The organism is Microcoleus sp. T3_B1 (assembly GCF_036700445.1).
In the GTDB taxonomy this organism is placed as follows: domain Bacteria; phylum Cyanobacteriota; class Cyanobacteriia; order Cyanobacteriales; family Microcoleaceae; genus Microcoleus.
Genome location: NZ_JAUBOX010000123.1, coordinates 1 through 15,156 on the forward strand (window position 1 = coordinate 1; position 15,156 = coordinate 15,156).

Annotated in this window: 5 protein-coding genes and 1 pseudogene; 5 read left to right on the top strand and 1 reads right to left on the bottom strand. The window is 47.7% G+C overall.

From position 1 onward, the window contains the following. From QT990_RS33495 to QT990_RS33515, 5 genes and pseudogenes are all read left to right on the top strand, one after another. A pseudogene (locus QT990_RS33495) lies at positions 1-251 on the top strand (IS4 family transposase); the annotation flags it as partial. A 104-nt stretch (positions 252-355) separates the two neighbouring features. Beyond that, on the top strand, positions 356-2,263 hold the full coding sequence (locus QT990_RS33500) for an AMP-binding protein (RefSeq protein ID WP_333148228.1): 1,908 nt from the start codon (positions 356-358) through the stop codon (positions 2,261-2,263). Positions 2,264-2,301: 38 nt separating this feature from the next. Then, a complete protein-coding gene (locus QT990_RS33505) occupies positions 2,302-3,135 on the top strand; it encodes an isocitrate lyase/PEP mutase family protein (protein WP_333148230.1) in 834 nt (277 codons plus the stop codon). 32 nt (positions 3,136-3,167) lie between these two features. Further along, on the top strand, positions 3,168-9,764 hold the full coding sequence (locus QT990_RS33510) for an amino acid adenylation domain-containing protein (RefSeq protein WP_333466278.1): 6,597 nt from the start codon (positions 3,168-3,170) through the stop codon (positions 9,762-9,764). Beyond that, positions 9,761-14,017: an amino acid adenylation domain-containing protein gene (locus QT990_RS33515; RefSeq protein ID WP_333301162.1), complete on the top strand. Its 4,257-nt coding sequence runs from the start codon at positions 9,761-9,763 to the stop codon at positions 14,015-14,017. The genes QT990_RS33510 and QT990_RS33515 overlap by 4 nt, the downstream gene beginning before the upstream one ends. 579 nt (positions 14,018-14,596) lie before the next feature. On the opposite strand, the gene QT990_RS33520 is transcribed toward QT990_RS33515, so the two are convergent. Next, complete coding sequence (locus QT990_RS33520; RefSeq protein ID WP_445305470.1) at positions 14,597-15,088, bottom strand: IS1634 family transposase; 492 nt, start codon at positions 15,086-15,088, stop codon at positions 14,597-14,599. Positions 15,089-15,156: the final 68 nt, after the last annotated feature.

A 15,156-nucleotide genomic window follows, 5' to 3' on the forward strand; every position in this document is an offset into this window, starting at 1 on the left:
ATTCGATTTCATTAGAAATGATTTACCGGGGTCTTTACCATTTTTATGTAGCTCATCAAAAAGGTAAGGCCACTGACCCCCCAAAGTATTTCGCCGCGCCCGAAAACCGAGATTTAGGTATTGTTAAATCTCAACGAAAGCCCAATGTTAAGTTAATTGTTGCACCTTTCCCTGATCGACAGCGAGGCAAAAACCAATATTTCTTTGACACATCTTCTCAAATCCCCTTGACAACTGCCATACAGGCTTAACTTGTTACCAATGGCTAAGAGGTGAAGAAGAGATACACAGAAAAATTGGAGAAAAAGCTTGCCTCTGCTTCGACTAAGTAAGAGATGATACCGGAGAATCATAAATGTTAAGTCAACTGTTTTCTCATAAAGAAATATATCAAAAGCTGAAAGCTCAAGCCCAAAAAAATCCCGATTCCATTGCTATTTCTTCTCCTGAGCGCTTACCGCTTACCTATCGCCGTTTGCTTGAGCAGATTGACTCTGTAATCAGCCAACTCAATTGCTTAGGTATAGGTCGCTTTGACCGAGTAGCAGTTGCGCTGCCCAATAGTCCAGAGATGGCAGTGGCTTTTTTAGCCATAGCCTCTTGTGCTACTTGTGCTCCCCTCAACCCAGCTTATCGCACGAAGGAATTTGATTTTTATCTATCGGATTTGAATGCTAAAGCACTGATTGTTCAGTCACAACTTGCAGAGCCTGCCAGAATTGCAGCCAAACAACGAGGCATTCCGATTATCGAACTTTCCCCTGTCTTAACAGCAGAAGCAGGCATTTTTACTCTCAGTGGCGGTGAGCCACAGTCTCCTGCTTCGGGGGGCTTGGCTCAACCAGAAGATGTAGCGTTAGTGCTACATACTTCAGGGACTACCTCTCGTCCTAAAATAGTCCCCTTAACCCATGCCAACTTGTGTACTTCAGCCGAGAATATTCAACTTGCCCTAAAGTTGAGCCAGAGCGATCGCTGTTTGAATGTGATGCCACTGTTTCACATTCATGGGCTGGTGGGGGTTTTGCTGTCCTCCCTTAGTGCTGGGGCAAGCGTAGTTTGTACTTCAGGCTTTTATGCTCCCAAATTCTTTGACTGGTTAGAAAGTTTTCATCCCACTTGGTATAGTGCTGTTCCAACAATGCACCAAGCGATTCTTGCCAGAACCGAGGCAAACCGCGAAATTATTGTCCGTTGCCCACTCCGGTTGATTCGCTCCTCCTCTGCTCCTTTGCCTCCTCAAGTCATGGCCGAGTTAGAAAGCGTGTTTAATGTGCCAGTTATTGAGTCCTATGGCATGACAGAGGCTGCTCATCAAATGAGTAGCAATCCCTTACCACCACATCAGCGTAAGCCGGGTTCAGTAGGTATAGCTGCTGGTCCTGAAGTGGCAATTATGGATCCGGGGGGTAACTTGCTACCAGCCGAGGAAATTGGGGAAGTCGTTATCCAAGGTGCGAATGTCACATCAGGCTACGAAAATAATCCCGAAGCGAACGACAGTGCTTTTACCAAAGGCTGGTTTAGAACTGGGGATTTAGGCTCTTTAGATACCGACGGCTATCTTTTCCTCAAAGGCAGGATTAAAGAAACAATTAACCGGGGTGGAGAGAAAATTTTTCCCCGTGAAGTGGATGAAGTGCTGTTAGAACATCCGGCTGTAAAACAGGTAGTTACCTTTGCTGCGGCTCATACGCTTTTAGGTGAAGAGGTAGCTGCCGCCATAGTTCTTAAAGAGAATGCTTCGGCGACTGAGCAAGAAATCAAAGAATTTGTCGCTCAGAAACTGGCTGATTTTAAAGTCCCCCGTGTGGTGTTATTTGTCGAGGAAATTCCCAAAGGTCCCACAGGCAAACTACAGCGAATTGGGTTAGCTGAAAAACTAGGACTTCAACCCTCAGATCCGACAGCCCCCAGACCGGAATTTGTCCCTCCCCGTACCCCCCTAGAAGAACAGTTGGTGAATATTTGGTCTCTTGTTTTAGGGGTTAAGTCAATCGGTATTCATGACAATTTTTTCCAGTTGGGAGGAGATTCCATCTTGGCGGCTCAAATTGTCAACCGCGTGCTTGAATCCATACAGGTTGAATTATCACTCTCCATATTCTTTGGGCAACCAACAGTCGCCAATATGGCAGTAAAAATTGCTCAAATTCAAGCAGAAGCAGAAACGGTAAGGTCTGATGAATTAACCACTCTGCTAGTCGAGTTGGAATCCCTCACGGATCAAGAGGTGCAAAAACTTCTTGACAAGAGAGAGTAACTATGCCATCATCGAATTTTCACCCAAAAACTAAACCCATGATTGTCAGTTTTGGAGAACGATTGCGTCAAGAAATCATGGTACGAGATATCATTCCTTTTATAGGGGTTTATGATGTGTTTTCAGCCTCAGTAGTTGGAAAATATTACGACGGCATTTTTATTAGTGGGTTCAGTTTCGCTGCTAGCTATTACGGCTTACCAGACATTGGGTTTATTGCATGGTCTGATATTGTAGCATTTGTCCAACGAGTCAAAACCGTGCTGCCCCATCATTATATTATCGTCGATATTGATGACGGCTATGTGGATACGGAAGTTGCTTGTCATGTAGTATCTCTGTTGGAATCTATTGGAGTTGCGGGGGTGATTATTGAAGATCAAAAGCGACCTCGAAGATGCGGTCATTTTGATGGCAAACTCCTGATGGAGTTGGATGAATTTCTGGAAAAATTGAAAAGTATTCTAGCAACTCGCCGAGAACTTTTTGTGGTGGCTCGGACAGATGCAACAGATATTGATGAAATCATCCATAGAGCAAAGGCGTTTTCAGTGGCGGGAGCTGATGCTATATTGGCTGATGGAATCAAGGATCTAGACGTAATCAAAATCCTAAAAAGTCAACTGGACAAACCTCTGGTATTTAACCAAATTGCAGGTGGCAAATCTCCACCCTGTAGCTTAACAGAACTGAGAGATGCTGGTGTTTCTCTTGTTAACTACAGTACACCTTGTCTGTTTGCTGCCCAAGCTGCCCTTGAGGATGAAATGAAATGCTTGAGGGAAAAGGATGGATTTTTGCAGAAAGAACGTGTGGGCGTGCAGGAATGTACTGCCCTTTTGGATGAAAATCTTGCCAATAAGAATAAATAGTTAAGAAAATTTGATATTTGAAGCCAGAAAATATGAATGATATCAACAAACGGATTGCTGAACTCTCACCAGCCAAGCGGGCGCTGTTAGAGCAGAGACTCAAGGAAAAGGCTGTTGCTAATCCTCACCAAACCATCTCCCCAAGAGCAAATCAGAAAGAAGCTCCTCTCTCGTTTGCACAAACTAGGATGTGGTTGCTAGACCAGTTAAAATCAGGGAATCCTGCTTACAATCGTCCCACAAATATCCGTCTCGTCGGTGGGATCAATGTAGCAGTGCTGGAGTTTTGTCTTAATGAAATTGTGCGTCGCCACGAAGTCTTACGTGCTAGCTTTGCGGCTGTGGATGGGAAACCAGTTCAAGTCATTGCTCCAAGTTTGACCTTGACTTTACCCATTGTAGACATTAGTAATTTACCAAGCCAAGATAAGCAGGCCAAACTCCAACAACTAGCGACAGAAGAAGCCCAACGTCCCTTTAATTTAGCGTTTGGTTCTTTGGTCAGAGCCAATTTAGTGAGACTTGGCGAACAAGAACATATCCTGCTGTTGACCCTGCATCATATTATCTTTGATGGCTGGTCTGTGGGAGTTCTCCTCAAAGAACTCGCCTTGCTTTATGAAGCCTTTGGTGCTGGAAAGCCATCGACTGTCTCTGAATTACCTATCCAATACGCAGATTTTGCCTATTGGCAGCAACAGCATCTACAGGGAGAGGTCTTAGAGTCACAACTTGCCTACTGGAGGGGACAACTGGGCGGTGACTTACCTGTATTAGAGTTACCGACTGACAGAGCGCGATCGCCCGTGCAAACGTTTCGAGGTGCAAAGCAATCCCTGTTATTACCCAAGTCCCTGACCCAATCGCTGAAGCTTCTGAGTCAACGGGAAGGGGTAACGTTGTTTATGACCTTGTTGGCAGCTTTTAAGATATTGCTTCATCGTTACACAGGTCAGGAAGATATTGTTGTGGGAGCGCCGATCGCAGGACGCGATCGTATAGAAACAGAGACACTGATTGGGATTTTCATTAATACCCTAGTTTTACGAACTTACGTTGATAGTAAGCTAACTTTCCTTCAACTCTTAGCTACAGTCCGTAAGGTAGCAATAGAAGCCTATGAACACCAGGGTATTCCTTTCGAGAAACTGGTGGAAGAACTACAACCAGACCGAGACTTGAGTCATACTCCTCTGTTTCAAGTATTGTTCCAATTGCGAAACGTACCTAATGAAACTGTGGAGGTACAAGGTCTAAGATTTGATGACTTCCAGTTTGACAGAGGAATTACCGCGTTTGATTTAACCCTGGATATTGTTGATACACCTGAAGGGCTGTCTTGTCGGTTTGAATACAACACCGATTTGTTTTACGCAGCTACAATTGTGCGGATGGCAGGACATTTCCAGACTTTGCTTGAGGGTATTGTCGCTAATGTCGAGCAACCAATTGGTCAATTACCGCTGTTAACAGAAACCGAACGGCATCAGTTGTTGGTAGAGTGGAATAACACCCAGACAGATTACTCCAATCAAACCTGTATCCATCAGTTATTTGAAGCCCAAGCCAAGCAAACTCCCAACGCGGTTGCGGTAGTCTTTGAAAACGAGCAACTAACCTACCAGCAGCTCAATTGCCGTGCCAATCAACTAGCACACCACCTCCAAAAATTGGGTGTAGAACCAGAAATGCTGGTCGGAATTTGCGTAGAGCGATCGCTTGAGATGATGGTGGGACTTCTCGGTATTCTCAAAGCGGGTGCAGCCTATCTACCACTAGACCCAGCATATCCAAAAGAGCGTCTCACCTTCATGCTGGAGGATGCCCAAGTCCCAGTCCTATTGACCCAACAGCCGCAAGTTGAGAAACTTCCCTCACATCAAGCCAAAGTAGTCTGCCTAGACACTGACTGGGAAGCCATTAAGCCAGAGAGCCAGGAAAACCCTATTAGCAGCGTGACGGCTGACAACCTAGCCTATGTAATGTATACCTCCGGGTCTACAGGCAGACCCAAAGGTGTTAGCGTCATCCATCGAGGTGTAGTGCGGTTAGTCAAAGAAGCCAACTATGCCAACCTAGCAGCAGAAGAAGTCTTCCTACAGCTAGCTCCCATTTCCTTCGACGCCTCAACGTTGGAAATTTGGGGCAGCCTACTTAACGGTGCGCGGCTGGTGATATTTCCACCCCATACGCCATCCTTGGAAGAGTTGGGACAAGTTATCCAGCAATACCAAATCACAACTCTGTGGCTCACCGCGGGTCTGTTTCACCTAATGGTGGATGAGCGACTGGAGGATTTAAAGCCCTTGCGTCAACTATTAGCTGGCGGTGATGTTTTATCTGTTCCTCATGTCCAGAAATTTCTCCAAAAAATAGGAGACTGTAAGCTAATCAACGGTTATGGTCCAACCGAGAACACGACCTTCACCTGCTGCTACCCAATAACAGAGCCTGACCAACTCGGTAACTCCGTCCCCATCGGACGCCCCATTACCAATACTCAGGTTTATGTGTTGGATAGCCACCGGAAGCCTGTCCCCATCGGAGTTCCCGGCGAGTTGTACACCGGCGGCGACGGCTTAGCCCGGGGCTATCTCAACCGGACTGAGTTGACAGCCCAGAAGTTTATCCCCAACCCCTTTAGTGACGCTCCCGCAGCACGTCTGTACAAAACTGGAGACTTAGCTCGCTATTTACCGGACGGCAACATTGAGTTTCTCGGTCGCATCGATAATCAGGTAAAAATTCGTGGCTTCCGCATTGAGCTAGGCGAGATTGAGACAGTGCTGAGGCAAAACCGGGCTGTGCAGGATGCCGTAGTTATAGACCAGGAGTACGACCCTGGTGACAAGCGCTTAGTAGCCTATGTGGTTCCGAGCCAGGAGCAAGTCCTCTCCACCAGTGAACTGCGTCGCTACCTAAAGGAGAAACTGCCCGACCACATGATACCTTCTGCATTTGTGCAGCTTGAAGCTCTGCCGCTGACACCCAATGGTAAGGTGGATCGCCGCGCTCTGCCAGTGCCTGATGGGACAAGGTCAGATCTGGAAGAAACTTTTGTGCCGCATCTTACCCCTTTTGAGGAACTGCTGGCGGGCATCTGGAGCGAAGTCCTCAGGCTTGAGGGGGTAAGTATTCACGACAACTTCTTTGAGTTGGGGGGACATTCCTTACTCGCTACCCAAGTCATTTCTCGCGTCCGCAAAGCTTTCGGAGTGGAACTCCCCCTGCATACTCTCTTTGAAGAACCCACCCTAGCGGGCTTGGCAAAGATCGTGGAGGCAGCCTGTCGAGCCGAAGAAGGGAGTCTACAGGCTCTGCCAATTAGTCCCATCTCACGCGAGGGAGACCTGCCTCTGTCCTTTGCTCAGCAGCGGCTGTGGTTCCTCGACCAATTGATGTCTGGGACACCCCTATATAACATCCCTAACGCTATTGGCTTGAAAGGTTCGCTCAACGTGACGGCACTAGAGCAGAGCTTAAGTGAAATTGTGAGGCGTCACGAAGCTCTACGGACTAACTTTAGTGCTGTGAATGGGCAGCCAATTCAGATCATTCGTCCTGCTGCTACCTTGCTATTACCGATAGTAGACCTCCGGAAACTTCCTGAGACTGAACGGGAGGTGGAAGCTCAACGGTTGGCTACTGAGGGAGCTCAGTGCCCCTTTGACTTGGTTAATGAACCCTTGTTTCGCGTCAATCTCCTGCATCTGGGAAAAGAGGAACATTTGCTTCTCTTGACCATGCACCACATTGTTTCCGACGGGTGGTCTCTTGGTGTGTTTATGCGGGAATTGTCGGTGCTTTATGAAGCTTTTTCCACCGAGAAGTCCTCGTCATTGCCTGAACTACCTATCCAATATGCTGACTTTGCTGTCTGGCAGAACGAGTGGCTCGTCGGTGAGGTGTTGGAGTTTCAGCTTAACTACTGGAAGCGGCATCTAGGTGGTCAGTTGCCTGTGCTGGAGTTGCCCACGGATCGCCCCCGACATCCTGTTCAAACTTATCGAGGTGCAAGGCAATCTCTGGAACTGCCTAAGAAAAGTACCGATGCCCTCAAAGCGCTCTCGCAGCAGGAAGGCGTTACTTTGTTTATGACCTTACTGGCGGTCTTCCAGATACTGCTCTACCGATATACAGGTCAGGAAGACGTTATTGTTGGTTCTCCCATTGCTAATCGCAACCGCGTTGAAATCGAAGGGTTGATTGGATTTTTTGTCAATACTCTGGTACTACGAACTGAGCTTTCAGGCGATCCAAGTTTCCGGGAATTGCTAGGTCGGGTGCGTGAGGTGGCTTTGGGAGCCTATACTCACCAGGATTTGCCTTTCGAGAAGTTGGTAGAGGAACTGCAACCAGAAAGAGATTTGAGCCGAACCCCCCTGTTTCAGGTGATGTTTGTTTTCCAGAATGCCCTGATAGCGGCTTTGGAGTTTCGGGGTCTAAGTCTAACCCCTCTGGAAGTCCATAACGGCACAGCAAAGTTGGATTTAACCCTCGCTCTGGAAGAAACTTCAGAGGGCATCAAAGGTGGGGTTGAATACAACACAGACCTATTCGAGGCTGCAACCATCACTCGAATGGTGGGACATTTCCAGACCTTACTAAAAAGCATCGTCGCTAACCCAGAACAACACCTCTCAGACTTACCGCTGTTAACAGAAGCCGAACAGCATCAGCTCCTAGTCGAGTGGAATAACACCCAAATTGACTACCCCAACAATACCTGCATCCATCAATTATTTGAAGCCCAAGTAGAGCGAACTCCTAACGCCGTTGCAGTAGTCTTTGAAAACGAGCAATTAACCTACCAGGAGCTCAATTGCCGTGCCAATCAACTAGCACACCACCTGCAAAAAATGGGTGTGGAACCAGAAGTAACCGTGGGAATTTGCCTAGAGCGATCGCTAGAAATGCTCGTAGCCCTCCTAGCTATCCTCAAAGCAGGCGGAGCCTACATTCCCCTTGACCCCACCTATCCCCAAGAGCGCCTCGCCTTCATGCTCGAAGATTCGCTCTTATCGTTGCTCCTGACAACTTCAAAAATTATTCAGAATTCATTGTACGCTTCAGGAAAAGTTTCAACCAACATAATTGACAGCAACGAACAATCCCCAAGCAACCCTGAACAATTAACAGTAATCAGTCTAGACAAAACCTGGGAAATCATTAATCGAGAAAACCCAGAGAACCCAAAAAGCAACGTCAACCCCACCAACCTAGCCTATATCCTCTATACCTCTGGTTCCACAGGCTTCCCTAAAGGAGTCGCCATAGAGCACCGCAGTACAGTTAACTTTATCAATTGGGCGCAAACCGTATTTAATCCAAAACAACTCGCTGGAGTCCTCGCTTCCACCTCCATCTGTTTTGACCTTTCCGTCTTCGAGCTATTCGTTCCCCTAAGCTGTGGCGGTAAAGTCATCCTGGCCCAAAACGCTTTACACCTACCCACCCTAAAAGCAGCTAAAGATGTCACTCTAATCAACACAGTCCCCAGTGCGATAGCCGAATTACTCAGAGCCAACGCAATACCCCAAAACGTGCAGACTGTCAACTTAGCAGGTGAACCTCTTTCCCAGCAACTGGTCAACCAACTTTATCAGCAGACAACCCTTCAACAGGTTTTCAATCTCTACGGACCCTCTGAAGCCACTACCTATTCCACATTTACCTTATGTATTCCCAGAAGAGGTGAAAATGAGAAAGTTTACCCCTCACCCTCTATTGGTCGTCCTATCGCCAACACGCAAATTTATATTCTCAACTCCCATCTGCAACCCGTACCTATTGGAGTCCCGGGTGAACTATACATTGGCGGCGATGGTTTAGCCCGATCCTATTTCAATCGCCAAAATTTAACAGAAGAGAAATTCATTCCTAACTCTTTTTTAAATTCCCAATTCAAAATCCAAAATTTAAAAGGCGATCGGCTCTACAAAACTGGCGACTTAGCCCGTTACCTACCCGACGGCAATATCGAATTTCTTGGTCGCATCGACAATCAAGTCAAAATCCGTGGTTTCCGCATCGAACTGGGAGAAGTTGAGTCAACTCTATCCCAATATCCTACTGTGCAGCAGTGTGTAGTAACAGCAAGGGTTGGCCTAGAAAATGACAAACGTTTAGTTGCCTACATTGTTTCCAACCAACAGCAAAAACCCACTACCGACGAACTGCGATGCTTCCTCAAACAGAAGCTCCCTGACTATATGGTGCCATCAGCCTTTGTTTTCCTAGACACCATACCCCTAACCCCTAACGGCAAAGTAGACCACCGCGCTCTACCAGCGCCTGACCAGTCACGACCCGACCAGTCAGTCAAGTTTGTGGCTCCTCGTACTCCGATCGAGCTGCAGATAGCTGATATCTGGACTCAAGTCTTGAGACTGGAGCAGGTCGGCGTCCATGACAACTTCTTTGAATTGGGGGGACATTCCCTGCTGGCTACCCAAGTTATTTCTCGCTTGCGCCAAGCCTTCGGAGTGGAACTACCGCTGCGTACTTTATTTGAGGCACCTACTGTGGCTGACTTAGGCGGTCGCATTGAGACAGTTCGTTGGGCAGTGCAAGAGTTGCAGGCTAATGAGAGCGACACAATGGACGATTATGAAGAGGGAGAATTATGAAAACGATTGATGAGTTTTTGTCTGAGCTTCGCTGTCTAGACGTGAAGCTATGGAACGAAGGCGATCGCTTGCGCTATAAAGCTCCCAAGGAAACACTGACACCTGCCCTGCTGCAAGAGCTAAAAGAGCGCAAAGCAGAAATCCTCGCATTTCTGCACAAGGCTAATGCTGCCACCAGTTCCAATCTTTCCCCAATATTGCCTGTCCCAAGGGACGGAGACCTCCCCCTCTCCTTTGCTCAAGCTAGACTGTGGTTGCTCGCTCAATTGGAACCAGACAGCCCTGCCTATAACATTCCCGCTACCTTTCGCTTAACCGGTCTACTCAACGTAACCGCACTCTCGCAGAGCTTGAGTGAAATTGTCCGACGCCATGAAGTCCTCAGAACTACTTTTCCATCTGTGGACGGGCAACCCAAGCAGGTCATCTCCCTACATACAGCTTTAACACTGCCAGTAATAGACCTAAGAGAACTTCCTCCAGACCAGGGACTTTCTGAAGCTCAACGCCTTGCCACCGAGGAGGCTCAACAACCCTTCGACCTAGCTACTGGGCCATTGTTTCGCGTCAAACTCCTGCACCTAAAAGAAGCGGAATATATGCTGCTCGTGACCATACACCACATTGTTTATGATGGCTGGTCTGACGATATTTTCTTGCGGGAAGTGGCAGCGCTCTACGATGCCTTCTCCACTGGCAAACCCTCACCCCTCCCCGAACTGCCCATCCAATATGCTGATTTTGCCCACTGGCAGCGCGAGTGGCTACAGGGTGAAGTTTTAGAGTCTCAGCGGGACTACTGGAAACAGCAGCTAAATGGCAGCCTGCCCATACTACAACTGCCCACTGACTACCCGCGCCCACCAGTTCAGACCTATCAGGGTGAGTACCAATCTCTGGATCTACCCGAAAACCTAACCAAGGCACTCAAAGACGTGAGCCAGCAGGAGCAGGTCACGCTGTTCATGACCCTGTTAGCAGCATTCCAGACATTCCTCTACCGCTATACCGGGCAAGAAGACATGATCGTAGGCACTCCCATCGCCGGTCGTAACCAGATGGAAGCCGAGGGTCTGATTGGATTTTTTGTGAATACCCTAGCCCTGCGTACCTACCTTGGTGGCAACCCAAGTTTCCCAGAACTGCTAGGTCGAGTGCGCGAGGTAGCTTTAGGAGCCTATGCCCACCAAGACCTACCCTTTGAAAAGCTCGTAGAAGAACTACAGCCCGAACGAGACCGAAGCCGCACGCCGTTGTTCCAGGTGATGTTCGTTCTACAGAACACTCCAACCTCCGCCTTGGAGTTACCAGGTCTGACCGTCAACTCCCTGAAGATTAAAAACGGAACGGCGAAGTTCGATCTAACCCTATTCATGATAGAGACGGCGCAAGGACTGAGAGCCTCGTTGGAATACAACACCGCTCTCTTCAACTCAGCCACCATTACTCGGATGCTGGGGAATTTCCAGACCTTACTCGAAGGCATTGTCGCCAACTGTCAACAGCGTCTGTCAGACTTACCACTGTTGACAGCAGCCGAACAACATCAGTTGCTGGTGGAGTGGAATAACACCCAAACTGATTACCCGAATAACACCTGTATCCATCAGTTATTTGAAGCCCAAGCCGAGCAAACTCCTAACGCTGTTGCCGCAGTCTTTGGAAGCGAGCAACTTACCTACCAGCAGCTCAATTACCGTGCCAATCAATTAGCACACCACCTGCAAGGGCTGGGGGTAGGACCAGAGATATGCGTGGGGATTTGTGTAGAGCGATCGCTAGATATATTAGTAGGACTCCTAGGCATCCTCAAAGCAGGTGCAGCCTACTTACCACTAGACCCGGCATATCCGCAAGAGCGTCTCACCTTCATGCTGGAGGATGCCCAAGTCCCAGTCCTATTGACCCAACAGCGGCAGGTTGAGAAACTTCCCTCACATCGAGCCAAAGTAGTCTGCCTAGACACTGACTGGGAAGCCATTAAGCCAGAGAGCCAGGAAAACCCTATTAGCAGCGTGACGGCTGACAACCTAGCCTATGTAATGTATACCTCCGGGTCTACAGGCAGACCCAAAGGTGTTAGCGTCATCCATCGAGGTGTAGTGCGGTTAGTCAAAGAAGCCAACTATGCCAACCTAGCAGCAGAAGAAGTCTTCCTACAGCTAGCTCCCATTTCCTTCGACGCCTCAACGTTGGAAATTTGGGGCAGCCTACTTAACGGTGCACGGCTGGTGATATTTCCCCCCCATACGCCATCTTTGGAAGAGTTGGGACAAGTTATCCAGCAATACCAAATCACAACTCTGTGGCTCACAGCGGGTCTGTTTCACCTAATGGTGGATGAGCGACTGGAGGATTTAAAGCCCTTGCGTCAACTATTGGCGGGTGGTGATGTTTTATCTGTTCCTCATGTCCAGAAATTTCTCCAAAAAATAGGAGACTGTAAGCTAATCAACGGTTATGGTCCAACCGAGAACACGACCTTCACCTGCTGCTACCCAATAACAGAGCCTGACCAACTCGGTAACTCCGTCCCCATCGGACGCCCCATTACCAATACGCAGGTTTATCTATTGGATAGCTACCTACAGCCGGTTCCCATCGGAGTTCCCGGCGAGTTGTACATCGGCGGCGACGGCTTAGCCCGAGGCTACCTCAACCGCCCAGACTTGACCGAAGAGAAATTCATTCCTAACCCCTTCCCAAGAAGCAAGGGAGCAAAAGAAGAGCAATCTTTAAATCCAGAACGCCTCTATAAAACTGGCGACTTAGCTCATTATCTGCCCGACGGCAATATCGAATTTCTCGGTCGGATCGACAATCAAGTCAAAATCCGCGGTTTCCGCATCGAACTGGGGGAAATTGAGTCAACTCTATCCCAATATCCCGCTGTGCGGCAGTGTGCGGTGATAGCAAGGATTGACACAGACAGCGACAAACGTTTAGTAGCCTACATTGTTGCAGACCAACAGCAGAAACCCACTACCGACGAACTGCGGCGCTTCCTCAAACAAAAACTGCCCGACTACATGGTGCCGAGCGCTTTTGTTTTCCCGGACGCCTTACCCCTAACCCCCAACGGAAAAATAGACCGCCGCGCCCTGCCCGCACCCGATCGACTCAAGCAAGAGCCAGCAAGTACCTTTGTGCCTCCCAGCGATGATTTGGAAATCCAACTAACAAAAATTTGGGAAAACGTTTTAGGCAAAAAGCCGATCGGCGTGAAGGACAATTTCTTTGATTTGGGAGGACACTCCCTTCTAGCCGTGCGCCTGTTCGCACAAATCGAGAAAACCTTCGGGAAAAATCTCCCTCTCGCTACCCTCTTCCAAGCACCAAACATTGAAGAACTAGCCAACATTCTCCGCCAGAAAGGATGGTCGGTACCTTGGCAAACGCTGGTGGCAATTCAACCCGGAGGTTCTAAACCGCCTTTGTTCTGCATACATCCCGTCGGGGGCAACGTCCTCTGCTACCGAGATTTGGCACATTACCTGGGTCAGGAGCAACCCGTTTACGGCTTGCAAGCTGTAGGTCTGGATGGCAAACAAGCTCCCTACAAGCGGGTTGAAGACATGGCCGCTCACTACCTTAGAGAAATACGCGCCTTCCAGCCCCAAGGTTCCTATCTCTTAGCCGGTCACTCTGGTGCAGGCATGGTAGCTTTCGAGATCGCCCAGCAGCTAGTTGCAGGAGGTCAGAAGGTAGCGGTATTGGCCTTGCTTGATGCCTACAGTCCCCAATCATTAGTCCACGAACTTCCACCAGGTCGGACACTTTACGTCAACTTCCTCAACCTGTTACGACTCAGACCCGAAGACAAACTTCCCTACATCAAAGAAAGAGCGGTGTGGTTGCATAGCAGGATTACCCGTAAGATTGCCAAAACCTTTAATCTGTGGATGAGACGCCCCTCAACAGAAGATTCCCACCCCTATGCGCTGATAACAGAGGCTTTCAGTCAAGCCATCAGAGATTATGTACCACAAGTCTATCCAGGTCAGGCAACCCTCTTCCGCACTAGACACCAACCGACAAGAGTTTATTATGACCATCTATTCGGTTGGGGTTCCTTGGTGGCTGGCGGACTGGAAATCCGCGATGTTCCCGGCCTTCACTTAACCCTGCTGACAGAACCTTGCGTTCGGGTTCTTGGTGAAAAATTGAGAGCTTGCATAGATGAGGCTCTACAGGATGTTTCAGAAGACCATAGCTCTGAACCTAAGAAATCGACAACGGAAGTAGAGCATTAGACCAATTTCCTCAACCAAGAAAGGTTATCAGCGCTTCAATCTTCACTGGTGTCAATTCAACCTCATGGATTGAAACCGCCTCTGTTTTGCGTCCATGTTCTTGGCAGAGGTCTCAAATTCTACCTTTCTTTGGCACATCATTTGGCTCTGGAACCCACATTCGGCACCCTCAACTGTCACATACGCTTTCTGACACTCCTTTTTCTTCACTTCTATGCTGGGGCATTGGTAACAAGTTAGAACCCACATTCCGCACCCTCAACTGTCACAATCGGAAATTACGGAGAGAAAAAAGCAAAGCTTGCATAAAAAGAGACATCTTCCCTCAAAAAAGAGATTCAAGCAGCGATGAATGATCAAAAACGGCATCAAAACCTATTCTCAACAAGCAGCAATAAGCAAGAGAGGCATTTAGGTTGGCATTAGATAAATGAATCAAGATATTAAATACATAATTAATAAATTAGCTTAATAAATAGAAGTGAGGAAACGAGATTTTTGCCATCTTAACAGAGCGCTATTAATAAAAGCGAATAGCGCCTTATTTGAGGTAATATAATAGCAGTAATATAGCAATAGTTAAGTAATAAATTTATAGTAATAAAGACAATCTTCTGGTAATAAATTTAGGAGAAACTCTCGCTGTTGACTCCAATTAGAAACCCGCGTTTCTCGCTCTAATCGAACTAAATGAATAGACTGGAAGCATTGAAATATCCACCTTAGTGTCGGGCGATCAGTTGGTTTACCTAACTGATTTTTAATCTTTGATTGAGACGCTTTTAAAGCCGCTCGTATTTGCCGTTGAGCTAGGGTGTATACCAGCAAACATAAACCCATAATCATCCCTAATGATTCTATTCTCTCTGGACTTTTGAGAAATATACTATCGGCAAAAAACAAAGGGTCTTTCAGAAAACCAAATCCCCTCTCACATGATTGCTGGGCTTTATACTCCCTGAGCATTTCATCGTTACTGAGTACGCGCGAATCTAAAACATTGGTCGCTATAATAAAACGTCCTGCACTCTTGATTTCGGTATTAACTTTAGTTTCATTTCTGGTAAGGATTCAGGTCAAAAAAACTTAAGTGGCGGCATCTGGTAAAATAAAGGAATGAAAAAGCCCACAGCCACCAG